Source organism: Rhodococcus sp. SBT000017 (assembly GCF_003688915.1).
In the GTDB taxonomy this organism is placed as follows: domain Bacteria; phylum Actinomycetota; class Actinomycetes; order Mycobacteriales; family Mycobacteriaceae; genus Rhodococcoides.
The window spans coordinates 1,093,427-1,120,346 of sequence record NZ_REFU01000001.1 but is presented as its reverse complement, the minus strand read 5'-3'; the positions used below and the strand labels follow the sequence as shown (position 1 = coordinate 1,120,346).

23 protein-coding genes and 1 pseudogene are annotated in these 26,920 nt (G+C 65.7%); 11 read left to right on the top strand and 13 right to left on the bottom strand.

Annotated elements, in window-relative coordinates:
- Positions 1 to 38 precede the first annotated feature (38 nt).
- Positions 39 to 704: a TrkA family potassium uptake protein gene (locus AYK61_RS04900; RefSeq protein ID WP_183130159.1), complete on the bottom strand. Its 666-nt coding sequence runs from the start codon at positions 702 to 704 to the stop codon at positions 39 to 41.
- Positions 705 to 881: 177 nt separating this feature from the next.
- Between AYK61_RS04900 and AYK61_RS04895 the strand changes: the two genes are divergently transcribed.
- From AYK61_RS04895 to AYK61_RS04885, 3 genes are all read left to right on the top strand, one after another.
- Positions 882 to 2,879 (top strand): APC family permease, encoded by a 1,998-nt coding sequence (locus AYK61_RS04895; RefSeq protein ID WP_121872443.1) that lies wholly within the window; start codon positions 882 to 884, stop codon positions 2,877 to 2,879.
- A complete protein-coding gene (locus AYK61_RS04890) occupies positions 2,876 to 4,147 on the top strand; it encodes a class I SAM-dependent RNA methyltransferase (RefSeq protein ID WP_121870023.1) in 1,272 nt (423 codons plus the stop codon). The genes AYK61_RS04895 and AYK61_RS04890 overlap by 4 nt, the downstream gene beginning before the upstream one ends.
- A 203-nt stretch (positions 4,148 to 4,350) precedes the next feature.
- Entirely contained in the window at positions 4,351 to 4,872 is a 522-nt protein-coding gene (locus AYK61_RS04885) for a CGNR zinc finger domain-containing protein (RefSeq protein WP_183130158.1), read from the top strand.
- A 24-nt stretch (positions 4,873 to 4,896) separates the two neighbouring features.
- Here the strand turns inward: AYK61_RS04885 and AYK61_RS04880 are convergent, their stop codons facing one another.
- Both AYK61_RS04880 and AYK61_RS04875 read right to left on the bottom strand, forming a co-directional pair.
- Positions 4,897 to 5,736, bottom strand: a complete 840-nt coding sequence (locus tag AYK61_RS04880; protein WP_121870022.1) for an ABC transporter permease — start codon at positions 5,734 to 5,736, stop codon at positions 4,897 to 4,899.
- The gene (locus AYK61_RS04875; protein ID WP_121870021.1) at positions 5,733 to 6,695 is read right to left on the bottom strand and encodes an ATP-binding cassette domain-containing protein; all 963 of its coding nucleotides are present in this window, start codon (positions 6,693 to 6,695) and stop codon (positions 5,733 to 5,735) included. Before AYK61_RS04875 ends, AYK61_RS04880 begins: the two co-directional genes overlap by 4 nt.
- A 182-nt stretch (positions 6,696 to 6,877) precedes the next feature.
- Here AYK61_RS04875 and AYK61_RS04870 point away from each other — a divergent pair, with 182 nt between their 5' ends.
- Both AYK61_RS04870 and AYK61_RS04865 read left to right on the top strand, forming a co-directional pair.
- Positions 6,878 to 7,633, top strand: a complete 756-nt coding sequence (locus tag AYK61_RS04870) for a sigma-70 family RNA polymerase sigma factor (RefSeq protein ID WP_121870020.1) — start codon at positions 6,878 to 6,880, stop codon at positions 7,631 to 7,633.
- Positions 7,630 to 8,388, top strand: coding sequence for an anti-sigma factor (locus AYK61_RS04865; protein WP_121870019.1), 759 nt, complete (start codon positions 7,630 to 7,632; stop codon positions 8,386 to 8,388). Before AYK61_RS04870 ends, AYK61_RS04865 begins: the two co-directional genes overlap by 4 nt.
- A 42-nt stretch (positions 8,389 to 8,430) precedes the next feature.
- Here AYK61_RS04865 and glsA read toward each other — a convergent pair whose 3' ends face one another.
- Positions 8,431 to 10,257 (bottom strand): glutaminase A, encoded by a 1,827-nt coding sequence (gene glsA, locus AYK61_RS04860; protein ID WP_121870018.1) that lies wholly within the window; start codon positions 10,255 to 10,257, stop codon positions 8,431 to 8,433.
- Positions 10,258 to 10,437: 180 nt separating this feature from the next.
- On the opposite strand from glsA, the gene dxs reads away from it, so the two are divergent.
- The gene (dxs, locus tag AYK61_RS04855) at positions 10,438 to 12,318 is read left to right on the top strand and encodes a 1-deoxy-D-xylulose-5-phosphate synthase (RefSeq protein WP_121870017.1); all 1,881 of its coding nucleotides are present in this window, start codon (positions 10,438 to 10,440) and stop codon (positions 12,316 to 12,318) included.
- On the opposite strand, the gene AYK61_RS04850 is transcribed toward dxs, so the two are convergent.
- From AYK61_RS04850 to AYK61_RS04840, 3 genes and pseudogenes are all read right to left on the bottom strand, one after another.
- The gene (locus tag AYK61_RS04850; RefSeq protein WP_121870016.1) at positions 12,305 to 13,696 is read right to left on the bottom strand and encodes an MFS transporter; all 1,392 of its coding nucleotides are present in this window, start codon (positions 13,694 to 13,696) and stop codon (positions 12,305 to 12,307) included. The two genes, dxs and AYK61_RS04850, sit on opposite strands and share 14 nt — an antisense overlap.
- 243 nt (positions 13,697 to 13,939) lie before the next feature.
- A complete protein-coding gene (locus AYK61_RS04845; RefSeq protein WP_121870015.1) occupies positions 13,940 to 14,209 on the bottom strand; it encodes a YciI family protein in 270 nt (89 codons plus the stop codon).
- A 1-nt stretch (position 14,210) separates the two neighbouring features.
- A pseudogene (locus AYK61_RS04840) lies at positions 14,211 to 15,516 on the bottom strand (sugar porter family MFS transporter).
- Here AYK61_RS04840 and AYK61_RS28225 point away from each other — a divergent pair.
- Positions 15,440 to 15,616, top strand: a complete 177-nt coding sequence (locus AYK61_RS28225; protein ID WP_374700633.1) for a hypothetical protein — start codon at positions 15,440 to 15,442, stop codon at positions 15,614 to 15,616. The pseudogene AYK61_RS04840 and the gene AYK61_RS28225 overlap by 77 nt on opposite strands.
- A 216-nt stretch (positions 15,617 to 15,832) precedes the next feature.
- Here AYK61_RS28225 and AYK61_RS04835 read toward each other — a convergent pair whose 3' ends face one another.
- The 6 genes from AYK61_RS04835 to AYK61_RS04810 all read right to left on the bottom strand — a co-directional run bounded on the left by AYK61_RS04835 (position 15,833) and on the right by AYK61_RS04810 (position 22,966).
- Positions 15,833 to 16,579, bottom strand: coding sequence for an SDR family oxidoreductase (locus AYK61_RS04835; RefSeq protein ID WP_121870014.1), 747 nt, complete (start codon positions 16,577 to 16,579; stop codon positions 15,833 to 15,835).
- Positions 16,576 to 17,547 (bottom strand): sigma factor, encoded by a 972-nt coding sequence (locus tag AYK61_RS04830; RefSeq protein WP_259467933.1) that lies wholly within the window; start codon positions 17,545 to 17,547, stop codon positions 16,576 to 16,578. The genes AYK61_RS04835 and AYK61_RS04830 overlap by 4 nt, the downstream gene beginning before the upstream one ends.
- A gap of 97 nt (positions 17,548 to 17,644) precedes the next feature.
- Entirely contained in the window at positions 17,645 to 19,750 is a 2,106-nt protein-coding gene (locus AYK61_RS04825) for a 3-hydroxyacyl-CoA dehydrogenase NAD-binding domain-containing protein (protein ID WP_121870013.1), read from the bottom strand.
- Complete coding sequence (locus AYK61_RS04820) at positions 19,747 to 20,973, bottom strand: acetyl-CoA C-acyltransferase (RefSeq protein ID WP_068050622.1); 1,227 nt, start codon at positions 20,971 to 20,973, stop codon at positions 19,747 to 19,749. The genes AYK61_RS04825 and AYK61_RS04820 overlap by 4 nt, the downstream gene beginning before the upstream one ends.
- Before the next feature lie 72 nt (positions 20,974 to 21,045).
- Positions 21,046 to 22,326 carry a ribonuclease D gene (locus AYK61_RS04815; RefSeq protein ID WP_121870012.1) on the bottom strand — a complete coding sequence of 427 codons (1,281 nt, stop codon included), beginning with the start codon at positions 22,324 to 22,326 and terminating at the stop codon, positions 21,046 to 21,048.
- Positions 22,327 to 22,366: 40 nt separating this feature from the next.
- Positions 22,367 to 22,966, bottom strand: coding sequence for a DUF3000 domain-containing protein (locus AYK61_RS04810; RefSeq protein ID WP_037189453.1), 600 nt, complete (start codon positions 22,964 to 22,966; stop codon positions 22,367 to 22,369).
- Between the two features lie 125 nt (positions 22,967 to 23,091).
- On the opposite strand from AYK61_RS04810, the gene hemE reads away from it, so the two are divergent.
- Genes hemE through AYK61_RS04790 form a run of 4 tightly spaced genes read left to right on the top strand, consistent with a single transcriptional unit; the run spans position 23,092 to position 26,918 of the window.
- Complete coding sequence (gene hemE / locus AYK61_RS04805; RefSeq protein WP_121870011.1) at positions 23,092 to 24,165, top strand: uroporphyrinogen decarboxylase; 1,074 nt, start codon at positions 23,092 to 23,094, stop codon at positions 24,163 to 24,165.
- A complete protein-coding gene (locus tag AYK61_RS04800; RefSeq protein ID WP_121870010.1) occupies positions 24,162 to 25,517 on the top strand; it encodes a protoporphyrinogen oxidase in 1,356 nt (451 codons plus the stop codon). Before hemE ends, AYK61_RS04800 begins: the two co-directional genes overlap by 4 nt.
- A 4-nt stretch (positions 25,518 to 25,521) precedes the next feature.
- Positions 25,522 to 26,217 (top strand): hydrogen peroxide-dependent heme synthase, encoded by a 696-nt coding sequence (hemQ, locus tag AYK61_RS04795; RefSeq protein WP_121870009.1) that lies wholly within the window; start codon positions 25,522 to 25,524, stop codon positions 26,215 to 26,217.
- Complete coding sequence (locus AYK61_RS04790) at positions 26,214 to 26,918, top strand: HAD family hydrolase (RefSeq protein ID WP_121870008.1); 705 nt, start codon at positions 26,214 to 26,216, stop codon at positions 26,916 to 26,918. The genes hemQ and AYK61_RS04790 overlap by 4 nt, the downstream gene beginning before the upstream one ends.
- Positions 26,919 to 26,920: the final 2 nt, after the last annotated feature.

Below are 26,920 nucleotides of genomic sequence, written 5' to 3'. Positions count from 1 at the left end.
CGGGTCGATGGGGGAGGTGGGGAACGTGCGCGCGTGCATCAATCGTCCGAGGGCGGCGGGTTGCCCGCCAGCGCAATGGCTTCGGCGACGGTGCCCGAGACCGCGGCGACGTACACCTCGTCACCGGCTTGGATCACGGTGCGCTTGTCCGGTAGCAGTCCGCCGCCGAATCGGATGACGAACGCGGCCCGCGAGTTGGTTGCATCTTCGAGTACGGAGAGCTTCTTGCCGATCCAGGCGTCGTGGAAGTCGAGAAGGACTACGGCGACGCTGCCCGACGGATCGCGCCACTTGGTGGTGGGGTCGTCGCGGAGCAGGTTGTGCAGAAAACGATCGGTGGCCCAGGGGACGGTGGCGACCGTCGGGATGCCGAGGCGTTCGTAGACGGCGGCGCGCTTGGCGTCGTAGATCCTTGCGACCACTTTGTCGACACCGAACGTCTCTCGCGCGACGCGCGCGGAGATGATGTTCGAGTTGTCGCCGGACGACACGGCCGCGAAGGCCTCGGCCTTCTCGATTCCTGCGCTCACCAACACATCTCGGTCGAAACCCATGCCGACGACGCGATGTCCGCCGAAGTCGGGATCGAGGCGCAGGAATGCTGTCGGGTCGCGGTCGATGATCGCTACCTCGTGGCCGATGCGCTCGAGTGCACCGGCCAGCGATGCACCGACGCGGCCACATCCCATCACGACTACGTACAACGCCCTGCTCCGTCCCGATCTCGATTGCCGACCACACTGCCGATCGACACTGCCACGATGGGCATGCGTGCACCAACGTATCGGGGATTCGTCGCCGGATCGACCGAGGGTGCGCTCCGACACCGTTTCAGGCGCGTGGTTGAGACGTCCACAGGAGGACGGCCTACGCTTCTCAGCGTGTCCAAGGTCTCGACTGCCGCCAAGCGGCTAGTGCTCGGTAAGCCGTTCCGCAGCGACAAGCTCGGTCATACGTTGCTTCCCAAGCGAATCGCGTTGCCGGTGTTCGCCTCGGACGCCATGTCGTCGGTTGCGTATGCACCCGAAGAGATCTTTCTGGTGCTCTCGGTCGCGGGCATCTCAGCACTCGCGTTCACCCCGTGGATCGGTCTCGCCGTCTGTGTGGTGATGGCGGTGGTGGTGGCCAGCTATCGACAGAACGTGCACGCCTATCCCTCCGGCGGCGGAGACTACGAGGTTGCCACCACCAACCTCGGCCCCGCGGCCGGATTGACGGTCGGTAGCGCGTTGCTGGTCGACTACGTGCTCACCGTCGCGGTGTCGATCTCGGCGGCCGCGTCGAACATCGGGTCGGCGGTCCCGTTCGTGGCCGAGCACAAAGTGTTGTTCGCCGTGGTGGCCATCGCCTTCATCACGTCGATCAATCTGCGTGGCATTCGAGAGTCCGGGGCCGCGTTCGCCATCCCGACCTACGCCTTCATGGGCGGCATGGTCCTGATGCTGGGGTGGGGGCTGTTCAGGGTCTACGTTCTCGGCGACGACATCCATGCCGAGTCGGCGGGCTTCGATCTGAAGGCCGAGGATTCGCACCTGTACGGCATCGCGTTCGCATTCCTCATCGCGCGGGCCTTCTCCTCCGGTTGCGCGGCATTGACCGGAGTCGAGGCCATCAGCAACGGGGTGCCTGCGTTCGAGAAGCCGAAGTCGCGCAATGCTGCAACCACGCTGCTGCTGCTCGGCGCGATCGGGATCACGCTGCTGATGGGCATCATCGTGCTGGCGCAGAAGATCGGCATCAAGTACGCCCTTGACCCTGACATCCAGCTGGTCGGAGCGCCGGAGGGGTACCAGCAGAAGACGCTGATCGCGCAGCTGGCGGAGGCCGTCTTCAGTGGTTTTCCCGCGGGCTTCTTCTTCATCACCACCGTGACGGCACTGATTCTCGTACTCGCGGCCAACACCGCGTTCAACGGCTTCCCGGTGCTCGGTTCGGTGCTGGCACAGGACCGTTACCTGCCCCGCCAGCTGCACACACGCGGCGACCGTCTGGCTTTCAGCAACGGCATCCTCTTCCTGTCCGGAGCTGCAATCGCGTTCGTTGTCGTGTTCGGGGCGGAGGTCACCAAGCTCATTCAGCTCTACATCGTGGGCGTGTTCGTCTCGTTCACCCTCAGCCAGACCGGCATGGTTCGGCACTGGACGCGGCTGCTGGCCACCGAGACCGATCCCGAGCAGCGGCGGCGCATGCAGCGCTCGCGCGTGATCAACGGTGTCGGTCTCGCCATGACCGGAACGGTGCTGGTGATCGTGTTGATCACCAAATTCGCCGCCGGTGCCTGGATTGCGATCGTCGCCATGGTGGCGATCTTCGTGCTGATGCGAATGATCAGGAAGCACTACGACACCGTGGCCCGCGAGCTCGAGAACGAGGAATGGGACGGAGTCCTGCCCAGCCGCACGCACTCGATCGTGTTGGTGTCCAAGCTGCACATGCCGACCCTGCGCGCCTTGGCCTACGCCAGGGCGACCAGGCCGGACACTCTGGAAGCGGTGACGGTCAACGTCGACGAGGCCGATACCCGCGCCCTGGTTCGGCAGTGGGAGGCCAGCGACGTTTCGGTGCCGCTCAAGGTCGTCGAGTCGCCCTACCGAGAGGTCACCAAACCGGTCCTGGACTACGTCAAGCGAGTCCGCCGCGACTCGCCTCGTGACGTCGTCACGGTCTTCATTCCCGAGTACGTCGTCGGTCACTGGTGGGAGCAGGTTCTGCACAATCAGAGCGCGTTGCGACTGAAGTCTCGACTGCTGTTCCAACCGGGAGTGATGGTCACCAGCGTGCCGTGGCAACTTCGGTCTTCCGAGAAGGCCAAGCGTGAGGTGCTCGGCAATGCACCCGGTGCGTCGCGTCGCGGCTACGAGCCGCCGGTGGGCAAGTGAGCGAGAGCTGGTTCGGGCTGCTACTCGAGGTCGAACTCGGCGCGCCCGGGCACGGCGGGTTCTGCGTGGCCCGCCACGACGGCCGGGTGGTGTTCGTGCGTCACGGATTGCCGGGCGAACGGGTCGTGGCCAAGGTGACCGAGGACCGAGGCGGGTCGTTCTGTCGCGCCGATGCCGTCGAGATCCTGAGGGCGTCTCCGGACCGGGTGGACGCGCGCTGTCCGATTTCCGGCCCCGGCGGCTCGGGCTGCTGCGATTACTCCCACGCCAGTGTCGATGCCGGGCGGCGACTGAAGTCCTTCGTCGTTGCCGAACAACTTCGCCGCGTCGCCGGAATCGAGCGTGAGGTGCACGTGGAGGAACTTCCGGGGTCCGGCGACGGCACCGGGTGGCGAACCCGAGTGCGACTCGCCGTCGATTCCAGCGGACGGCCCGGCTATCACCGCTATCGCAGTAGCTCGATCGTCACCGAACTGACCTGTCCTCAAATGGATTCCGCGGCGTTCGAGGGGCTCTCGGATCAGCAATGGCGGCCGGGGGCCGAGCTGCAGGTGGTGCTGGACGGGAAAGGCGAGCGGCACGTGGTGGAGATCGCGCCCGCGCAACTCTCGGCCACCGGACGCCGATCGCCGGGTCGTCGTGGGGCGTCCGCGCGCCGGGCAGCGTCGTCTCGGTCTCGGCCCGAGAAGGCCGTGATCGGATCGGGTCGGGTGACGGAACACGTCTCGAACAGGGCGTGGACCCTCGACGCCACCGGATTCTGGCAGGCCCACCGCGGCGCGCCGCAGGTGTACACCGACGTGGTGGGGGACTGGGCGGACGCCACAGTGGGTGACGGTGCGTGGGATCTGTACGGCGGTGTCGGGGTGTTCGCCGCCGCCCTGGCCGACCAGGTGGGTCCGAGCGGCCGAGTCACCAGTGTCGAATTCTCCCGTCGTGCAGCCGAGGACGGCCGTTCGGCGCTGCGGGATCTGCCGCAGGTCTCGTTCGTGCCGGGTCGGGTCGAGCGCTCGATCGATGCGTTGGCCGAGCCGGTGTCGGTAGCGGTGCTCGATCCACCTCGCGCGGGAGCCGGACGGGACGTGATCGACGCCCTTGCCGTCAGATCTCCACGTTCGGTGGTGCACATCGGATGCGATCCGGCCTCGTTCGCGCGGGATGTGAGCCTGTATCGAGCTGCGGGATACGAGCTCGACGACATGCGCGCCTTCGACGCCTTTCCGTCGACCAGCCACGTCGAATGCATCGGTCGTTTCGTTCGTCGGTGAGCGCTGCGGCAGCCGATCAGCCCCGGTGTGCAACTTCGGCGACCGGGGCGAAGGTGTGCATGGGAACGGTGACGATGCGTTGGGCGCCGCACCTGCAGCCCTGATATCCGACGAGTCCCTCGCTCGTGTCGTGGGTGGAGTGGGTGGTCCAGGTGTGTGTGGTGTGTTCGGTGTGCATGCGTCCATCGTGATGTAATGGTCTTGTGCACATCAACCCTTACGGCGAATACGCGGTGAAACTCGGCATCGACCTGCTCAACTCACCACCCACGTCGGCAACCGAACTGGGCGACCGCTGCGTGGATGCCGGCCTCGTACCGGACTGGACCGCAACAGATGCCGATCTGGTCGACACCCTCCAGTTCCTGCGGGACTGGGCGCGGGTGGTGGACGCAACCACGGAAGACGATCGAGCCGACGAGCTCAATGCTCTGCTGGCACAGGCGTCGGCCTACCCGCGGTTGACCAACCATGCCGACGACGGCTGGCACATGCACTACCGCGACCCCAACATCGAACTCGGCGGCGTCATCAGGGCCCTGGTGAGCGTCGGCACTGCGTTGCACCTGACCGGACGCGGAATGTCTCGCCTCGATCGCTGCGCCGCCGCCGACTGCACACTCGCCTTCGCCGACACCTCGAGAACCGGAAGGCAGCGATACTGCGGAACGGTGTGCTCCAATCGCGACGCGGTCCGCAGGCATCGAGCACGCGCGGCCTCGTGATCGGCGCACTGCGCAGCGCCTTCGCTAGGACTTCCGGTTGTACAGGCGCATCGTGATCGGCCCGAACACCGCCAGCAACACCGCGCACAGCATCAGCGTCACTCCCAGCCCACCGGTGTCGACGTCGCCCTGCATGAGGCCACGCAGCGACGTGACCAGGAAGCTGACCGGGTTGACGTCGACGAACGCGCGCAGCCAACCGGGCATCGTGCTGGGGTCGACGAAGATGTTGCTCGCGAACGTGAGCGGAAACAGGATGAACATCGACACGCCCATCACTGCAGCCTCGGTACGCACGATCATCGCGATCATGGTCCAGATCCAGGACAGGCAGAACGAGAACACCAGCAGCAGAGCGATGGAGGCCACGACGCCGACGACGCCACCCTGCGGCCGGAAACCGAGGATCAACCCGAGGATCAGCACGATCACCGAAGCCAGCGTGTAGCGCACGACGTCACCGAGCAACGCACCGACCAAGGGCGACGGCCGCCAGATGGGCAGCGAACGGAATCGATCGAACACGCCCTTCTCGATGTCCTTGTTCATGGTCACGCCGGTGTACATCGTGATCATCACCACGGTCTGCACGAGGATGCCGGGGAGCAGGAACTGGATGTACGCCTCGGTCGACCCGGCCAATGCGCCACCGAACAGGTAGGTGAAGAGCAATGTGAACATGATGGGGAAGGCCGTCACGTCGAACAGTTGCTCGGGCACGTGCTTGATCTTGAGCAGCGCTCGCCACCCGAAGCTCAACGACGTCGACAACGACGACGGACGCGGCGGACGAGGCCCGGCGGCGCCGAGCACATCGATGATGGTCGACGCCTGTGGCGTCGCCTGCTGGGCTTCGGTTGTCATGACGCAACCTCCCGGTCGGATTCGGAACCGGCATCGTGCCCGGTGAGAGCGAGAAACACCTCGTCCAAGCTCGGTTGTCCCAGCGTGAACGACGCGATGGAGATGCCTGCGGTCTCGAGTGCGGGCAGCACGGGCGCGGCCTGTGCCGGATTGTCCAACCGTGCGGTGACGGTGGACGGATCCGGGTCCTCGGTGACGTTGCCGCCGAGGAGATCTCGCAGGATCTGCGCGGCGGCCGTTCGCTGGGCCGCCTCGAGCACGCGCAGGTGCAGTGAATTCGATCCCACGGATGCCTTCAGCTCACCCGTCGTTCCCTCGGCGATGACCTTGCCGCGATCGATGACTGCGACACGCCCGGCCAGTTGATCGGCCTCGTCCAAATACTGTGTCGTCAACAACACAGTCGTCCCGCCCGCGACCAACGCGCGGACGATCTCCCACACGTGGTTTCGGCTGCGGGGGTCGAGTCCGGTGGTGGGCTCGTCGAGGAAGATCAGTTCGGGAGTGACGATGATGCTGGCGGCGATGTCGATGCGACGGCGCATGCCGCCGGAGTAGGTCTTGACCTGTCGCGGTCCGGCATCGGCGATGTCGAACGCCGTCAGCAACTGCTCGGCTCGTGATCGGGCGGCGGGCCGGGAGTAGCCGAGCAGCCGAGCGAGCAGCACCAGGTTCTCCGTCCCGGTGAGATCCTCGTCCAGAGAGGCGAATTGTCCTGTCAGAGCGACCTTCTGCCGTACCGCCTCCGGTTCGCTCGCCACGTCGTGACCCAGGACTCGGGCGCTGCCCCCGTCGATCGGAAGCAGGGTGGCCAGCATCCGGATGGTCGTCGTCTTCCCTGCGCCGTTCGGCCCGAGCACGCCGTAGACACCACCGGACGGAATGGACAGATCGACTCCGTCGACGGCGATGTTCGCTCCGAAACGTTTGACCAGACCGTGTGTCTCGATCGCCGCCATGTCTCTCGATTCCTCCGGTGGGCCGGTCACCCGATTCCCCACGATTGTCCGATTGTCCACCAAGGATGAAACGCCGACCACATCTGTCGCAAACGAATTTTCGTCCCGAACCATCCTCCGGTCGGTTTGTTCCGAATATGTACTGCGGCGGGAAAACGCGGAGGTTTCGATATGAGAGCGATATGACCACTAGTGTCGTGATCGATGAACTCGATCATGAACCCGTCTGTTGGGACGACTTTCCGATGAGCGCGCCGTTGTCGGATGCGTCCGGATCTTCGAATGCCGGCCGTGACCGGACGTCGTCCGCTGCCTCGGAGAGCTACGCGGCAGAGGATGCGGTGTGTGCTGTTCCCAGTCCACAGCTCAAGAACCTGCGTGCCGACGAAACGGATCGTCTGCGTCGGTTGATGGCGTCGGTCGCGCAGGGCGACCGGGCGGCGTTCGCCGAGCTGTACGACGCGACGTCGTCGCGGGTCTACGGAATGGTGCTGCGGGTGCTTCGAGACCCGGGGTACAGCGAGGAGACCGCGCAGGAGGTGTTCCTCCAGATCTGGCGCGCGGCGCCGAACTACGACCCGAACCAGGGCAGCCCACTGGCCTGGATCATGACGCTCGCGCACCGGCGAGCGGTCGATCGCGTTCGAAGCGAGCAGTCGGGTACCGACCGTGAGGCCGCGTACGGCGCAGTCAGCCACACACCAGAGCACGACGAGGTGCTCGAGACGGTGACGCAGCGGCTCGAATCGGAGGCCGTGATCGCCTGTCTCGACACCTTGACCGATACGCAGAGCGAGTCGGTCCGAATGGCCTATTACAGCGGTTACACCTATCGCGAAGTTGCGGAGCGGCTCGGGGTCGCGGTTCCTACCATCAAGTCGCGCATACGAGACGGATTGATCAAATTGAAAACTTGTCTGGGGGTGATCCCGCAATGAGTGAATCGTCACGGCAACGGCTTCTCGACGACGCGGAGGTCTACGCCCTCCACGCGACGACCGATGCCGAGCGACGCGACATCGAAGCCGAACGAACTCGCGTCGACGACACCGCGCGAGCCCAGTTCGACATTCTCGTGAGCGAGATCCACGAAACGTTGGCCTTGGCCGTCGCAGTCGATGCGACGCCCGCGCCCGACCGGCTGCGACAGGTGGTGCTCGATCGAGTCGCCTCCAGTGACCAGGAGCCCACCGTTCGGGAGTTACCGCCGAATGTGACGCCGTTGCACCGGCATCGGCAACCACGGTCGAAGTCCTGGCGCTACTCCATGGTGTCGGCCGCCGCGGCGGTGATCGTCGCCGTCGGGGGTGTGGTGGTCGTGACGCAGACCATGGGGAACGATCCGCAGCCGTCGCAGGCCGACCAGATCGTGGCTGCACCGGATGCGCGTAGAGCCACGGCGGAGTTCCCCGGTGGCGGTTCGGCAACGGTGTCGTACTCGCTCTCCCAGAACGCCGTCGTGGTCACTCTCGACGGGGTTTCACAGCCGCCGCCCGGACGCGCGTATCAGATGTGGTTCGTGGACGGTTCTCCACGATCGGCCGGTGTGATGACCGACGAGCAGATCACTTCCGAGTCCGGCACGGTGGTCGACGGTCTCGGGGCGTCGACGAACTTCGCGTTCTCACTCGAACCCGCAGGCGGGTCGGCGCAGCCCACCGAGGTGCTCACCATGCTGACATTGGGTGCCTGAGCACAGCATCCGCACGATCGCCTCGGGCGGTTCGACAATCGGTCAGATACCGATGTCGAACCGCCCGAGCGTTCTGATCACCGTTGCCATCTGGCCGTAGGCCCCGGTGGCGAGATTTTCCAGCAGCGCCAGCTTGATCTCCGGTGCGTCGCGCGTGAGCGCCTGGAAGTGCGCCGTCGACACCACCACGAGATCGACCGGTGTGTCGGCGACCATGTCGAGCAGGAACGGTACCGACATCAGCAGGGGCATCTCACCGAAACTCATACCGGGGGAGAGAGTCGTGATGCGGTGCTTGCCACCGTCGGCGGCGACGGCCGTGGACGTCACCTCGCCGCGCAGCATCAGGAACAGGCCTGCCGCCGCATCGCCGTGGCGAACGATCACGTCTCCGCGCGCGTAGTGCCGCTTCTCCAGATACGGAGTGACGGCCTCGAATTGTGCGGCGGACAGCCCGGCCAGCAACGGATGCTCGGCCGTGGTGACGACGGTCGGCTGTCGCACCCCCGAGCAATGGCGATCGAGCAACAGATTCTCGGCCCACTGGATGGCCGCACCCAGGCTCGAGTAGGTTCGGCCAGCGGGGTCGGCCGGGTCGAGACTCGACGTCGTGTGACCCATGATCGCTCTGGGATCCACCAGACCCACCACACAGCCGTGCTCCGCCAGATCCTGACGTAGATCCTCGAACATGGTCCGAGCGATGTCGCTGACCTCGTCGACGCCTCGCACATCGATGACGAGTGCGTCGAGTTCCCGATCGAGGTCGCCGATCTCACGGACGGCAGTCTCGGCACCGGAGAACAGCAGATCACCGTGCAGCTCGTACACACGGGCGCGATCGCCCACGGCAGCCAAGGTTGCCTGTTCCACCTCCGATCGCCGTTTGCGTGAGGGTGCCTCGGTGACGACGTAGCGGCGCCGGATCGAGGACTTCGCCGCTCGGGTGACGTGCAGGAAGTGCAGTTCGAGGCGTTTCGAGAGTTCTCGGCAGGCGGCGACTCCGCGCACGCTGTTGCCGTGCGAATCGAGCCGTGGGGAGTAGACGGCGATGCCCATCTGTCCAGGGAGAACCGCGAGGATCCCGCCGCCGACCCCGCTCTTGGCCGGCAGGCCGACCCTCGCGACCCAGTCGCCTGCACCGTCGTACATCCCACACGTCGTCATGACCGACAGCACTCGCTCGACCAGAGCCGGTGCCAGTGCGCGTTCACGCGTGCGCGGGTTGACGCCGTTGTTGGCCATGGTGGCCGCCATCATCGCGAGGTCCGCGGCGGTGACGTCGATCGAGCACTGGCGGAAGTACAGATCGACGGCGGCGTCGGGATCGTGGTCGATGATGTCGAACGAACGGAGCATGTAGCCGATTGCGCGGTTGCGATTGCCGGTGCGCGCCTCCGACCGGTACACGGCATCGTTGAACGCCAGAGACCTCCCCGCGTACCGCGAGTACGAGGCTCGAATGCGCTCGAATCGATCCTCGGCACTTCGCCCCGCGATCAGCGACGCCGACGTGATGGCACCGGCGTTGATCATCGGGTTGCGTGGGCGCTCGGTGACGGGGTCGAGACTGATCTCGTTGAACGGCTCACCGGACGGCTCGACGTCGACCTTGCTCGCGACGACGTCCATGCCCCGGTCGGCCAACGCCAGTGCGTAGGTGAACGGCTTGGAGATCGATTGGATCGTGAAGGGGAGTCGAGTGTCGCCGACCTCGTAGACGTAACCGTCCGTGGTCGTCAGCGCGATACCGAACCCGTCCGGCGTGACGGCAGCGAGCTCGGGGATGTAGTCCGCCACCTGCCCGGACGTATCGTCGCGGCACAGTTCGTGAACTCGGCGCAGGATGGCATCGACCACGTTGCTCATAGGCCACACTGTATGTGTGATGTCCGATTCGACACCGGGCGAGGTTAGGGGCGGCTGACCCAGGGCACCCCGACGTTCGACGGTACTGTCGGCGTCACGACGCTGGGCGGAGCAGCAGGGCACGGCAACTCCGTAGACTGAAATTTCCATTGTGTTTTCCGGCCGGAGGGAGCGATCTCGTTGGGTGTCCTAGCTCGAATTCAGACGCCCGAGGACCTGCGCGACCTCGGCAGTGCGGAGCTGGCCGAATTGGCTCGCGAGATCCGTGCGTTTCTCGTCGAGAAGGTGTCCGCTACCGGCGGCCACCTCGGTCCCAATCTCGGTGTCGTGGAACTGACGTTGGCGATTCATCGCATCTTCGACTCCCCGCGTGATCCCGTCATCTTCGACACCGGTCATCAGGCGTACGTGCACAAGATGCTGACCGGGCGCACCGGTCTGTTCGACACGCTCCGCAAGCAGGGCGGCCTGTCCGGCTACCCGTCACGTGTCGAGAGCGAACACGACTGGGTGGAGTCATCGCATGCGTCGGCTTCCCTCTCCTACGCCGACGGCCTGGCCAAAGCCTTCGCACTCAAAGGCGAAACCGACCGGCACGTCGTCGCTGTTGTCGGCGACGGTGCGCTCACCGGCGGGATGTGTTGGGAGGCCCTCAACAACATCGCCGCAGGCCGCGACCGATCACTGGTGATCGTCGTCAACGACAACGGTCGCTCGTACGCCCCGACCATCGGGGGCCTGGCCGATCATCTGGCAGCCCTTCGGCTTCAGCCCGGGTACGAGAAGGTGCTGGACAACGGTCGCCGCATCGTTCGTCGCATTCCGATCGTCGGGCCCACGGCCTACGCGATGTTGCACGGCATGAAGGCCGGGGTGAAGGACGCCATCAGCCCGCAGGTGATGTTCACCGATCTCGGTATCAAATACCTGGGTCCGGTCGACGGCCATGACCAGCACGCGATGGAATCGGCTCTGCGCCGAGCCAAGGCGTACGGCGGTCCGGTCATCGTCCACGCGGTGACGCGCAAAGGCATGGGCTACGTGCACGCCGAGAACGACGTCGCCGACCAGATGCACGCCACCGGCGTCATCGATCCGTTGACGGGACTGGCGCGGTCGAAGTCGGCACCGGACTGGACATCGGTGTTCTCGGCGGCACTGATCGAGCAGGGCGAACAGAACGAGGACGTCGTAGCGATCACCGCAGCGATGGCCGCGCCCACCGGGCTCGCCGCGTTCGGAGTTCGCTTCCCCGACCGGTTGTTCGACGTCGGTATCGCCGAGCAGCACGCGATGACGTCGGCTGCCGGGCTCGCGCTCGGCGGGATGCATCCGGTGGTCGCGATCTACTCCACCTTCCTCAATCGCGCGTTCGACCAGTTGCTGATGGACGTAGCGCTGCTCGGACTGCCGGTCACCGTGGTGCTGGACCGCGCCGGGGTCACCGGGGCCGACGGTGCCAGCCACAACGGCATGTGGGACATGTCTCTGCTCGGCATCGTTCCCGGCATGAAGGTGGCGGCACCGCGAGATGCCGAAACACTGCGAGAAGAACTGGCCGAGGCGATCGCGACGTCCGACGGACCCACAGCACTGCGCTTTCCGAAGGGCGCAGTGACCGAAACCGTACCTGCAGTGCGCAGACTCGACGGAATCGTCGACGTACTGACCGAGCCGTCCGACGCGACGGGCGATGTGTTGATCGTGGCCGTCGGAGTGTTCGGTCCGCTGGCCGTGCACGCGGCGGACAAACTTCAGCAGGACGGCATCTCGGTCGCAGTGGTGGACCCGAGATGGGTGCTGCCCATCCCGCAGGCGCTGCTGAAATTGGCGGAGGACTACCGGATGGTGGTCACCCTCGAAGACAGTGGCCTGCACGGTGGCATCGGCTCGACCCTGTCTGCGGCTCTCCGCGGGGCAGGCGTCGATACCCCGTGCCGCGATCTCGGTGTGCCACAACGATTCCTGGACCACGCATCGCGCGAACAGCTACACCACGAACTCGGTCTCACCTGCGAGGACGTCGTGCAGCGGGTCTCGCACTGGGTCAAGAGCCTCTGACACCGGTCTCCTGCCGGACGTCGACGCCGTAGAACGCGCGGCGTCCGGCCACCGCACCCGCGACTGCCATCGGAGCCGTCATCACGAGAAGGAAGAGCACCGACGGTTCCCACCGCTGCGTCACCGAATGCACAGCGCCGCACACCAACGGGCCGCAGGCTGCCAGCACGTAGCCGACCGTCTGTGCCATCGAACTCAACGACGCAGCATCACGTGCCGTCGCGGCCCGCAGATTCATCAGCGTCATCGCCAGGGACAACTGCCCGCCTTGGCCGAGTCCGAGCAACACGGCCCACAGCAGCGCCCAGGAATCTGCAGACGACAACACCCCCGCCAAGCCCGCAACGGTGGGCAACACCACCGCAACGGCCAGAACGCTTTGTCTCGGCAACCTGGTGGCCACGCTGGGCACCGTCAGCGCCGTCACGACACTGCTGAGGGACAGAGCCGTCAACAGTAGCCCGGCCGCGGCGGCGTCCACTCCACGATCCCGGTAGATCGTGGGCAGCCACGCGATCATCGAGTACGCCATGAGTGACTGCACACCCATGAACGCCGTCACCGCCCACGCGACGGGGGAGCGCAGCACGGCCGAACCGCCCTGCGATTCCACGGCACCGGACACTGCCGTCGGCCCCGCCCTCGCGAACATCCGGGACAGCAGCGCCATACACAGCGCCGCAATAGCCACCGGGACCGCCCACAGCCCGAGCACCCACCGCCAACCGCCGTCGAGCGCCTCCGCCAACGGAACGGAGACCCCCGACGCAACACCCGCACTGGCACTGATCACGGCAGTCAACACACCGGTCAACAACCCCAGCCGCCGAGCCGACACCGCCGGATTCTCCGATCGTCCCTGCGGGCTCCACTCCTGCCCATCGGGTCGTTCCTGCGGGCTCCACTCCTGCCCATCGGGTCGTTCCTGCGGGCTCCACTCCTGCCCATCGGGTCGTTCCTGCGGGCTCCACTCCTGCCCATCGGGTCGTTCCTGCGGGCTCCACTCCTGCACGATCACACGTACCAGAACCGGACCCAACACATTCGCCACCGCAATACCCGCAGCCGCCACGAGGGCTCCCGCCACCAGCACCGGCCAGGACGGCACTGCGCGCACCGCGGTGCCCACAGCGATGAGAATCAAGCATCCGACGAGCACGTGGGTCACCCGCGCGCGACGCAGCACAAAGCCTGCAGCAGCCGCGCACACGCCGAGGACGATCACCGGCCCCGTCGTCAGCAGCGCCATCGAGACGGAGTCGGCAGAGTAGAACGCTGCAATATCCGAGGTGAGAGCAGAGGTACTGCCGAACAACAGACGCAGACCGAGACCGAACAACACGACGGTGACCACAGCGAACACGGTTCGGGAATTCATGGCCTGCTTTCGGCATCGGAACGAGGGATAGTTTCCTTCCCTCACAATGCACCACAGGTCGAGCGGGAATTCCCTCGACTCCCGCCACGGGTTCACGAATGCCGCACCGAACCGAGACCGGATCAACCGTGTATCTGACAGTCCCCGCATGGACTGCGGCCGTCACCGGTCCGGTCACGGTGGTGATCGGGTTGGTGGTCGTGTTCTCCGACGTGTGGCGTTTTATCGGACCTCGACCATCCGCTACGTGCCTGTCACCCGCTCTTCGATCCGAACGCGATCTATCAGATGGGCCAGGGCGAACGGGTCGTGTGCGAACATCCGCTCCACACTTGCCTTGTCGGTGCCTTCGACGATCATCGTGGCACCACTGTGATCGGCGAGTGGGCTCGACGATCGGAGAATCTTGCGACGCTCGAGTTCACGCAGCCATGCGCGGTGATCGGTTCGGTGATCGTCACGGCCCGAGGATGTTTCGGGGGTGTAGGTGTATTCGACGACGAATATCGGCATGTCAGATCTCCATGTCCTCGAGCTCCATTCCCTTGGTCTCTCTGATCTTGTACTTGACGAAGAAGAAAGACAGGATCGCGAAGAACGCAAAGAACGAATAGATGAATCCGAGTCCGATGGTGTCGGACAACGGCGGAAAGGCCAGGGTGATGGCGAAGTTGGCAATCCAATTGGCCGCAGTACTGATACCGAGGGCGACGGCGCGCATTCGGTTGGGGAACATCTCTCCGAGCATCACCCACATGATCGGTCCCCAGGTCGCGGCGAAGAAGACCACGAAGAGGTTCGCGCCGACGAGAGCGACCGGGCCCCACGGCGACGGCAACTCGAGTTGGTCCCCGCTGCCTACTGCCTGAGTGAACGAGACGGCTGCGAGAACGAGGCCGACGAACATTCCTATCGAGCCGATCATGAGTAGATTTCGCCGGCCGAATCGGTCGACGAACAAGATGGCGACGAATGTCATCGAGACATTGATGACAGAGGTGATCACCGAGGTGACGAAAGACTGGTTCTCGCTGAATCCGACGGACTTCCACAGAGTCGTCGAGTAGTAGAAGATCGCGTTGATTCCGACGAACTGCTGCAGAATCGCCATCGTGATGCCGACCCAGACGATCGGTTGCAGGCCGAACTTGGGTCCGCGAATATCGGCGAACGACGACTTGGATTCCCGGCGCAGGGTCAATCGGATTTCCTTGACCCTCTCGTTCGGGTTCACTTCTCCGGTGATGTCTCCCAGAATGCGCGCCGCTTCTTCGTCGAGGTGTTTTCCGACGAGGTATCTGGGTGACTCGGGAATCAGAGTGGCGAGAAAGCCGTAGACGAGGGCCGGTGCGACGCCGACCAGGAACATCCACCGCCAGGCTTCTAGTCCGAACCACAGGTCGTTCGACGGTCCGCCTGCGGCGTTCTGCAGCACCGCGTCCGACAGTAGAGCGGCGAAGATTCCGACGGTGATGGCCAGCTGTTGCAGCGAGGCCAATCCACCTCGGTAGCGGGCCGGGGCAATCTCCGAGATGTACGCGGGCGCGATCACCGATGCGATACCGATGCCCAGGCCGCCGAGTACACGCCAGAGCATGAGATCCGGAACGCTGAACGCGAACCCGGATCCCACCGACGAAAATGGTGAACAGTGCGGAACCGAGCAACATCACCTTCTTTCGGCCCCAGCTGTCGGCGAGACGGCCGGCGAACCAAGCTCCGACGGCACAACCGAGAAGTGCGATGGCCACCGCGAAGCCGGTGACGAACGACGACAGTGCGAAGTTCTCTTGGATGGAGTCCACCGCGCCGTTGACCACGGACGAATCGAACCCGAACAGGAAGCCGCCGACAGCGGCGGCAATCGTGACTCCGATGACTTTGGCGGTGTGCCGATCGGTGGATTGCGTCATCACGTGACCCAGCTTTCGAGGTGAACCAGCATCCTTGGTGGTCGATCGCCATCATCGTCCTCGCATCGACGGAATGGGAGCGAAATCGCCTCGTTATTATCGGCGTGCGAAAATCGGCTCTCCGAAAAAGGGTGAATTGTCCGATATTCCGCTGTCGAACTCGAAGTTGTGGACGGAAATCTCTCGAATGTCGTCCGTAGCTTCGAGTTCGTCGAGATGCGAGTCAGCGTGCCTGGGCGGCCGACCACTGATCGAAGGTCTGTGAACCGTGATCCGAATCGTTTGTGATGACCAGAGTTCCGTCTCGCATCGCGCGACCGTATGCGCCGGGAATCGGGACCTCGAGTACCAGACCGCGAGCACCGATTGCTCGTGCATAACCACGCACCATCTCGGCCATGCGCTCTTCACGTGGTCCACCGAGATCGGCGACTCGCCCTGCCGGTGGACCCTCCGCAAGGTCGACCAGTCGCTCGGCGACCTCGCGGGCGGCGATCGGTTGCGAGACCATCCTGGGGATGATTGTCAGTGGACCGAACGAGGTCTGCGAGCGGATCTGCGCGGCGAACTCGTGGAACTGGGTTGCTCGAAGAATCGTCCAGGGTACTGCTCCGGCACGAACGAGGCTCTCCTGCTTCACCTTTCCGGCGTAGTAGCCGTGCGGTGCCGCGTCTACCCCCACGATCGACAACGCGAGATGATGACCGACTCCGGCGGCGCTCTCCTCCGTGAGCAGATTGCGGGTGACGGCAGCGAAGAACGCCGTCGATTCTTTCGCCGAGATCGTCTGCGTCGATGCGACGTCGACCACCGCGTCGACGCCGGACAGGGCGTCGGACAGTCCTGACCCGGTGACGAGATCCACACCGGCAGATCGCGACAGTACGACCACCTCGTGTCCACGTTCTCGCGCAACCTCGACCACGTGCATTCCGACGGTTCCGGTTCCACCGGCTACGGCTAGCTTCATCGCGTATCCACCTGATTCTCGAGAGATGATGCGGACCGCGCTGTGCGGCCCTCCACTCTCTGACGACGCAGCCGTGCCGAATGTATGGCTGGTGTCAGACCCAGTGCCGGAGTTTGTCCGGATTCAGCACGATCCAGATGCTGGAGACCGCGCCGTCGGCGGTGTCGAACCCGATGACGTCGAACCCGATGACTCCGAACACCGCGCCGTCGCGCCGGATGACGATGCCCGACAGGCCGTTGACGGGTTCTATCGACCACTCGAGGTCGGTGGACTTGGCAGTGATGCCGCGGACGAAGCGAGCGACTCGATCGGATCCGAGGACGGCATTGCGGGCCGCGGATACGTGGCCGCCGCCGTCGCTGACCAAGGTGACGTCGGGCGAGCACCGAGACGAGGGATGCGATGTCCCCGCCTGCGGAGGCCGAGGCGAACGCCCGCACGACGCGGTCGTGCTCGATGGGGTCGGCGATGGAGCGGTGACGAGAATGGACGTGAGTTCGTGCGGCAGAGGCGAGTTGGCGGCACGCAGCAGGAGATCGATCGAGAACGGTCGCGATCTCGTCGAACGGCACAGCGAACGCGTCGTGCAGTACGAAGGCGACTCGCTGCGCCGGACCGAGCGATTCGAGTACGACGAGCAGTGCCAGCGTCACCGATTCCTGTTGCGCAACTCGGTCGGCGGGGTCGGCGGCGGCCGAACTCTCGGGGTCGAGTCCGCGGACGGGTTCCCGCAGCCACTGCCCGACGTAGTTCTCGCGGCGAACGCGAGCGGATCCGAGCATGTCGAGGCAGATGCGGCCCACCACTCGGGTGAGCCACGCAGCAGGGACGTCGACAGCGTCACGTTCGGCGTCGGTGAGTCGGTACCAGCGAACGAGAGCCTCGGATGCGGCGTCTTCGGCGTCGCTGTAGGAACCGAGCATGCGGTAGGCGATACCGATCAGCCGACCGCGTTCGTTGTTCATGGCGTCAGACCTTATCCCGACAGAACAATGCCGAGTTCGAGGTCATGGACGAAAAACCGGAGAAATCCGTCCACAACCTCGAACTCGGCGGGCAATGCTAGACGCTGGCTACACCCGGGGCGAGGAAGCGCTGACCGGTTGCGGCCTCGGAGGCTCCGCTGCGATCCAGGTACGGCGTGATGCCGCCGTTCCAGAAGCCGAATCCGCCGCCGAGGAGCAGGCAGAGGTCGATGTCCTCGGCCGCTGCCACGACGCCCTCGTCGAGCATGATCTTGATCTCGTCGGCGATCGCGTTGCGGGTACGTTCGAGCACCTGCTCGGCGGTCGACGGCGAATCGCCCTGCGGCCACAGCGCAGCGACCTCGGGGTCGACGACCTGTCCCTCGGGGCCGTAGTTCCAAACGCCGGGCTTCTTCGCCTCGACCAGCGCGCGGAATCCGGGGGAGTCCTTGAACCGCTCCGGGTATGCCTCACCGAGGGTTTCCGCGGTGTGCAGGGCAACGGCAGGACCGACGAGGGCCAGCAGGGTCAGCGGGCTCATCGGCATGCCGAGTTCGCCCACGGCACCGTCGGCGACGTCGAAGGGGGTGCCTTCGTCGATCGCGCTGATGATCTCGTTCGACGCTCGCGTCACGAGCCGGTTGAACACGAAGCCGGGAAGATCCGCCGAAAGCACGGCGGACTTCTTCAGCGTCTTGGCTGTAGCGAACGCCGTTGCGAGCGTGGCGTCATCGGTCTTCTCGCCCTTGACGACCTCGAGCAGAGGCAGGACCGCCACCGGGTTGAAGAAGTGGAAGCCCACGACGCGCTCGGGGTGCTTCAGATCCGCAGCCATCTTCGTGATCGACAGCGAGGAGGTGTTGGTCGCGAGAATCGTTTCGGCGGAGACGAACTCCTCGACCTCGGCGAACACCTTCTTCTTCACGTCGAGGTTCTCGAACACTGCCTCGATGACGAAATCGGTCTTCGCAAAGGCTGCCTTGTCGATCGAGCCGGAGACCAACGCCTTCAACCGATTTGCGGCGTCGGGGGACAGGCGCTTCTTGCCGAGTAGTTTGTCGATCTCGCCGTGGACGTAGCCGACGCCCTTGTCGATGCGCTCCTGGTCGATGTCGGTGAGGATCACCGGCACCTTCAGCTGCCGCACGAACAGCAGAGCGAGCTGGCTGGCCATCAAGCCGGCACCGACGATGCCGACACCGGAGATCTTGCGTGCCAACGACTTGTCGGGCGCACCGGCGGGACGCTTCGCACGTTTCTGCACCAGATCGAAGGCGTACAGACCCGCGCGGAGCTCGTCCTTGACCAGCAACGTGGACAGGGCCTCGTCCTCGGCCGCGAAGCCCTTGTCGAGCGAGGCCGAGTCGGTGATGTCGGTGCTCTTGGCGAGCTCGAGCAGCTCCACCGCGGCGACGGGTCCGGGGGCGAAGTTGTTGGTCTTGCCGGCGACGATTCCCTTGGCGCGGGCGATGGCGTCGTCCCAGGCCTGTCCGCGGTCGATCTCGGGACGGTTGGGGACGATCTCACCCTTGATGACCTGAGCAGCCCACGCGAGGGACTGCTCGAGGAAGTCGGCTCCGCCGAAGAGGGCGTCGGCGATGCCGAGGTCGAGTGCCTGCTGCGGCTTGAGGACGCGGTTCTGGTTCAGCGCGTTCTCGATGACGACGGTGACGGCGTTCGAGGCTCCGATGATGTTGGGCAGCAACTGGGTTCCGCCCCATCCCGGTACCAGGCCGAGGAAGGCCTCGGGCAGACCGAGCGCGGCAGCGTTCTCGGCGACGGTGCGGTAGTGCGAGTGCAGTCCCACTTCGAGGCCGCCGCCGAGCGCGGCACCGTTGATGAAGGCGAACGTCGGAATCGTCGACTCGCGCAGGCGACGGAACACCTTGTGGCCGAGCTGCCCGATCTGCAGCGCCTCGTCCTTGGCCTTGATGTTCGGCACACCGTTGAGGTCGGCACCGACGGCGAAGATGAACGGCTTGCCGGTGACGGCGATGGCCACCGGGTTCGCTGCGAATGCTTCGTCGAGTGCGGCGTCGAACTTGGCCAGTCCGCCGGGACCGAAGGTCGACGGCTTGGTGTGATCGAAGCCGTTGTCGAGCGTCACGAGGGCGATGGAGCCGTCGAGCCCCGGTACGGAGACGATCTTGGTGAAGGCGTTCGTGACTACCTCGTCGGTGAACGCTGTGGTGATGTCGCTCATGCCTTCGCTCCTGAGTAGTCAGCGTGGTTGGGGTTCTCCCAGATGACGGTGCCGCCCATGCCGAGACCGATGCACATGGTCGTCAGGCCGTAACGGACGTCGGGCTGCTGAGCGAACTGGCGGCTCAGCTGGGTCATCAGGCGGACGCCCGAGGACGCGAGGGGGTGGCCGCACGCGATGGCCCCGCCCCACTGGTTGACGCGGGGGTCGTCGTCGGCGATGCCGTAGTGCTCGAGGAAGGCGAGAACCTGGATGGCGAAGGCCTCGTTGATCTCGAACAGGCCGATATCGTCGATGCTCAATCCCGTTCGGCCGAGCAGCTTCTCGGTTGCGGGGACCGGTCCGATGCCCATGACGGCCGGGTCGACGCCGGCGAAGCTGAAGCCGACCATGCGCATGCCGATGTTCAGGCCGAGTTCGTGTGCGGTGTCCTCGCCGGCCAGGATCGCGGCGGTGGCACCGTCGTTGAGTCCTGCGGCGTTGCCTGCGGTCACGCGACCTGCGGGCCGGAACGGCGTCTTGAGCTTGGCGAGGTCCTCGACTGTGGTACCGGGGCGAGGCGGCTCGTCCTCGGTGGCCAGGCCCCAGCCTGCGGCGGACTTGGTGGCGACGGGCACGAGAGTGTCGGCGATGAAGCCGGCCTTCTTGGCGGCGTCGTACTTGTTCTGGCTGGCGACGGCGTATGCGTCGGTGCGGTCCTTGGTGATGCTCGGGAACCGGTCGTGCAGGTTCTCGGCGGTGTTGCCCATGACCAGCGCGCTGGGATCGACGAGCTTGTCGGCGAGGAAGCGCGGGTTGGGGTCGACGCCTTCACCCATCGGGTGGCGGCCCATGTGCTCGACGCCACCGGCGATGACGACGTCGTACTGGCCGAAGCCGATGCCCGATCCGGTGGTGGTCACCGAGGTCATCGCGCCCGCGCACATGCGGTCGATGGCGAAGCCGGGGACGCTGCGGGGGAGTCCGGCGAGCAGTGCGGACGTACGGCCGATGGTCAGGCCCTGGTCGCCGGTCTGCGTGGTCGCGGCGATCGCGACCTCGTCGATGCGCTCGGGAGGGAGGTTGGGGTTCTTGCGAAGAAGTTCGCGGATTGCCTTGACGACGAGGTCGTCTGCGCGAGTGTCGGCGTACATGCCCTTGGGGCCTGCTTTGCCGAACGGGGTACGGATGCCGTCGACGAAGACAACATTCCTCTGTGAGCTGGTGGACGCGGGTACAGACACGCTTTTGGATCCTCCCGACAGATGCGGACGACTCGCCCGGGTGCCCGGACGCGTGTCCTACTGTAGCCGGTATTACCCGTCGGTAACTTGGGAAGGGTGTAGTGCCTTCGCCAGTACCGGCACCACCAGCGTCCGCTGCCAGGGTCGGGCCGCGCCCTCGGCCAGTCGGGCGTCGATCAGCTCGGCAGGGTCGACGTCGGGATCGGTCGGACTCTGCCAATCCCACACCAGGCGGCGCAGCAGATCCGGCATCAACAAATTCTCGACCGGTACTGCAACCGATTCGCTGAGCGCGGTCATTGCGGCTCGAACGTCGGCGAGTCGCGCTGCTGCATCGGGATCGCGGCGAGCCCACCGATTGACCGGCGGTGGACCGTCGAAAGAGGCTGCCATCGAAGGTAATTCGGAGGTCGGAAGCGCCCGTGCACGGGTCAGGGCCGAGGCCCACAATCGGGACGATCTGCGTTGACGGGGACCGCCGAAGACCGGCAGTTGCTCGAGCTCCCGCGAGGATTTCGGGTCCGCTGTTGCCGCCGCCACGATCGCCGAGTCTGGCAGCACCCGGCTCGGTGCCACATCACGCTTGGCCGCCAATTCGTCTCGCGTGGTCCACAGCTCGCGAACGGCAGCGAGGGTGCGGGGAGATTTGATCGCATGGATCCCCGATGTCCGACGCCATCTGTCGGTCTTGGGTTTGGGCGGCCCGAGGGTGAGGATGTGGGCGAATTCCTGTGCTGCCCATTCCGTCTTGCCCTGTTGTTCGAGCTCCTCGGCCATCGCGTCGCGCAGTTCGAGTAGAACCTCGACGTCGAGCGCGGCGTAGTTGAGCCAGGTGTCGGGCAGGGGGCGGGTGGACCAGTCGGCGGCCCCGTGGCCTTTCTGCAGGGCCAGTCCGAGCGTGCGTTCGACGATGGCACCGAGTCCGACTCGGTCGAATCCGGCGAGGCGTCCTGCCAGTTCGGTGTCGTAGAGCGTGTCGGGTATCAGGCCGAGTTCGGCGAGTCCCGGTAGGTCCTGATCGGCGGAGTGCAGTACCCATTCGAGCGGGTTGATCACCTCGGCGAGCGGAGCGAGGTCGCCGGTGACCGGGATCGGATCGAGCAGAACCGTGCCTGCGCCGCGGCGACGGAACTGCAGCAGGTAGGCGCGCTGGGAGTAGCGGAAGCCGGAGGCGCGTTCGGCGTCGACGGCGAGGGGGCCGTGACCTGCGGCGAGCAGAGCGGCAGCCGAGCGCACTGCGTCCGGTGTGTCGACCACGTCGGGTACGCCGTCAGCCGGGGCCAGTAGCGGAACGGCGACAGGCTCGTTCGCCTCGTCGTCCGGCGTGGTCTCGGGAGAACTCTCGGCTGACATGAGATGTGACTCTAAGCCCTGCGGGTCGAGGGACCGTCCACTATGTCCGGCTGGAACTGCGCTGACCGAGGGTGGTGATGCCCGCCGGCGGTAGACCGGCCGCGTAGGCGAGCACCTCGCAGAACGCCTCGACGTGCGTCGAGAGGTCCTCGGACGTGGCCGTCCACGAGGCGCGCAGTTCGAGCTGATGGGCCTTCGGTGGCCCGGCGATGTCGCCGTAGCGCACCGAGCTGGTCGAGGTGACCGTGCCGCCGAGTGCGTTGAGCGGCTCCGACCGTGACTCCAGCGCGTCGACCAGCCAACTCCACCCGACCTCGGGGAGCAGGGGATCGTCGGCGAGGGATTCGTCGACGTCAGCCTGGATGTACGCGACCAGTCGAAGGGTGCCGTTCCAGGCCTCGGCACCGTCGGGGTCGTACAGCAGGATCAGGCGGCCGAAGGCGTCGCCGTCGCTCTGTTCGTCTACCTGGTCGGAGTCGGGATGCTTGACCTCGGCACCGATCGCGTAGCTGTAGGGGGCGAGACGCTGCGGCGGCCGGATCGGACCGATTTCGATCGCCGGGTGTACCTGAGCCCGATGCATCGCGTCGATGGCGGCGCGGAACGGCGCGGGTTCGGCGGTGGATTGGGATTCGGTCACGTCACCGGACGTTAGACGCGTCACGTTGCGCTCAGGCGGAGGCGCGCCGAGCCGTGATGGAACCGAAGTGGGTGTGTCGCCCTTGGTGGCAGGAGCTTTACCGACGCGTGGCAGCATGGAACCCGATGAACGCCGAACTGCACGCCACAGCCCCCGCCCGTCGAGAACTCCCGGACGCGCCGTTCCTGGCCGCGATCGCCGGTCGAGCTCCCTCGCGTCGGCCGGTGTGGTTTATGCGCCAGGCGGGTAGGTCGCTGCCCGAGTACCGCAAGATTCGCGCCGGCATCGGCATGTTGGATTCGTGCTTCCGACCCGACCTCGTCGCCGAGATCACCCTGCAGCCTTTTCGTCGGCACGACGTGGACGCGGCAATCCTGTTCTCGGACATCGTTGTTCCGCTCAAGGCCGCCGGTATCGATCTCGACATCGTCGCAGGCACCGGACCGGTCGTCGCGCAGCCGGTGCGGTCGGCTGCCGACGTAGCCGCACTTCCCGTCCTGACTTCCGATCAGGTGGAGCCGGTGGCCGATGCAGTACGGATCCTCACCCGCGAACTCGCCGGTACACCGCTCATCGGTTTCGCAGGCGCACCGTTCACCCTCGCGTCGTATCTGGTCGAGGGCGGCCCGAGTCGCAATCACGAGAAGACCAAGGCACTCATGCGGTCCGATCCGGCCACCTGGCACGCCCTGCTCGACGCACTGGCCACCACGACGATCACCTTCCTGCAGGCTCAGCTGGCCGCAGGCGTCGACGCAGTGCAGGTGTTCGACTCCTGGGCGGGTGCGTTGTCCCTCGCCGACTACCGCGAATACGTCTTGCCACACTCGCAGAGAGTGTTCGAGACAGTGTCCTCGGCCGGAGTGCCGAAGATCCACTTCGGCGTCGGAACCGGAGAGTTGCTCGGGGCGATGGGTGAGGCCGGTGCCGATGTGGTCGGCGTCGACTGGCGGATCCCACTCGACGACGCCGTGCATCGTGTCGGCAACGGCAAAGCTCTGCAGGGCAATCTCGATCCAGCGGTGCTGTTCGCGGGCTGGGATGCCGTGGAGACGGAAGTTCGACGCATTGCCGCCGAGGCAGACCGCGCGGTGGCGGCCGGTGCGCGGGGACATGTGTTCAACCTCGGACACGGAGTGCTTCCCGATACCGATCCCGAGATTCTGACGCGAGTGGTGTCGCTGGTGCATTCGTTGTGACGGTGCGGCGATATGCCGTGGTCGGCGGCGGAATCTCCGGCCTCGTCGCGGCGTATCGCCTTCGGCAGTCCTGCGGCCCGAATGCCGAGATCACTCTGGTCGAGGCCTCGTCTCGCATCGGCGGCACGCTGCGCACCACCCCGGTCGGCACGGACTCGCTCGACGTCGGTGCGGAGGCCTTCATCGGTCGACGTCCGGAGGTGCCGGCACTGCTCGCCGAGCTCGGTCTGTCGGATCAGCTGGTGTATCCGGCACCGGTGCGTCCGCTCGTCTTCTCCGGCGGTCGAACGCACGCGCTCCCGCTCGGCACTCTGATGGGCATCCCGTCGTCCGCCGATTCGGTACGAGATCTGGTGGACCCCGAAGACCTGCACCTCATCGAGACCGAGACCGCGCGGCCCTTCGCATGGACGGCGGGTTCGGACGTGAGTGTGGCCGATCTCGTGGGCTCCAGGTTCGGCTCCCAGGTGGTGCGCCGTTCGGTCGATCCGTTGCTCGGCGGCGTGTACTCCGCTTCGTCGACTTCGATCGGCGTCCGCGCGGCACTGCCCACGTTGGCTACCGCGTTGGACGCCGGAGCGGCGAACTTGACCGAGGCCGTGCGGGCTGCACTGCCCACGCCGTCGCCGGGACCGGTGTTCGGCGGGCTGCGCGACGGTTATGCGGTGTTGCTCGATGCACTCGTCGCTGCGACCGATGCCAGGACGGTCGTCGGAGCAGGTGTCGAGGAGATCCGCTGCGAGGCCGCCGGCTGGTTCGTCGATGGACTCGGACTCGTCGACGGAGTGGTGCTGGCGGTCCCTGCGCCGATTCTCGGTCGGCTCATCGCCGAGGTGGCGCCCGCGGCGTCGCAGGCCGCAGGCGACATAGAACTGGCGTCCTCGGTCGTCGTCGCGCTCGCTTTCCCCAAGACGACGGAGCTGCCGCAGAATTCGGGAATCCTGGTGGCCACGGACGCGGGCTTGGACGTCAAGGCATTCACCCTGTCGAGCCGCAAGTGGCCGCACCTCGGCGAGCGTGACGCGGTACTGCTGCGGGCCTCGCTCGGCCGATTCGGTGACACCACGGCCTCGGACCGATCCGACGCGGAGTCGATCGAGACGGCGCTGAACGACCTCGCGGCGGTGGCGAACATCGATGCGCAGCCGCTCGCTGCGACCGTGCAGCGCTGGCCGGGAGGCCTGCCGCAGTACGCGCCGGGGCACCTCGATCGCGTGGCCGCCATCGAGGCCGGAGTCGCAGACCTACCCGGCCTCGAGGTCACCGGGGCCTGGCAGCGCGGCGTCGGGGTGCCCGCGTGTATTGCGTCCGCCACCACCGCTGCCGCCCGTCTGATCGAAGTGGCACGATAGGGCCATGGCACGCCTCGATTACTCAGCGCTCAATTCGACTCTTCGTTACTTGATGTTCTCGGTCTACAAGGTCACACCCGGTGTTCTGGGCGAGGATCGGGCCGCGGCCGCCAAGGAAGCGAAGGTGTTCTTCGAAGGTCGTGAAGACAAGGGCGTTGCGGTGCGCGGGGTCTACGACATCGCCGGCATGCGCGCCGACGCCGACTTCATGGTGTGGACACACGCCGAGCGCATCGAGGACCTGCAGGCGACGTATTCCGATTTCCGTCGCACCACCGCGCTGGGCAAGGCGAGCACTCCGGTGTGGAGCAACACCGCGCTGCACCGCCCGGCCGAGTTCAACAAGAGCCACGTCCCGGCCTTCATCGCCGGTGAGGATCCGGGCGCGTACATCTGCGTCTACCCGTTCGTGCGGTCGATCGATTGGTACCTGCTGCCCGACGACGAGCGCCGCACGATGCTCGCCGATCACGGTATGGCTGCACGTGGCTACAAGGACGTGCGGGCGAACACCGTGCCGTCGTTCGCACTCGGCGACTACGAGTGGATCCTGGCCTTCGAAGCCCCCGAACTCGATCGCATCGTGGACCTGATGCGTGACCTGCGGGCCACCGAGGCGAGGCGACACGTACGCGAGGAAACCCCGTTCTTCACCGGCCCTCGGGTCGAGGTGGACGCGCTCGTCGAATCCCTGCCGTGACGACGACGGGCACACCCACGATCGAGGCCGTCCTGTTCGACTTCTCGGGCACGTTGTTCAGGCTCGAGGAACACCCCTCCTGGTTCGACGGCGTCCACGATGCCGACGGCACCCCCGTCGACGGTGCCGGAGCTGCGGAACTGATGCGTCGGATGACCGCGCCGGTGGGGGAGACGGTCGAGTTCGACGACGCGACGCGTCATGCCTGGCGACACCGAGACCTCGACCCAGCGCTGCACCGACAGGCGTATCTGCACGTGCTGGCTCAGTCCGGTGTCACCGACCCACAGCAGGCCGAGTCGGTGTACGGCCGCGTGATCGACGCAGACTCGTGGACGCCGTATCCGGACACCGGGGCGGTGCTGAAAAGACTTGCGCACGAGTCGGTTCGGGTCGGTGTGCTCAGCAACATCGCGTTCGATATCCGGCCTGCCTTCGTTGATCGCGATCTCGATCGGTATGTCGATCACTTCGTGCTCTCGTTCGAGGTCGGTCACGTCAAACCGCAACCGGAGATCTTCCGGCACGCGGTCGCGGCCTTGGGCGTCGATCCCTCCCGGACGTTGATGGTGGGCGACAGTGCCGAGGCCGACGGTGCGGCGCAGGAGATCGGATGCAGCTTCGCTCTCGTGGATCCGGTGCCGACGGCGCAGCGGCCCGATGCACTGCTGGCAGCGTTGAGCGCCTTCGGAATTCGATGACC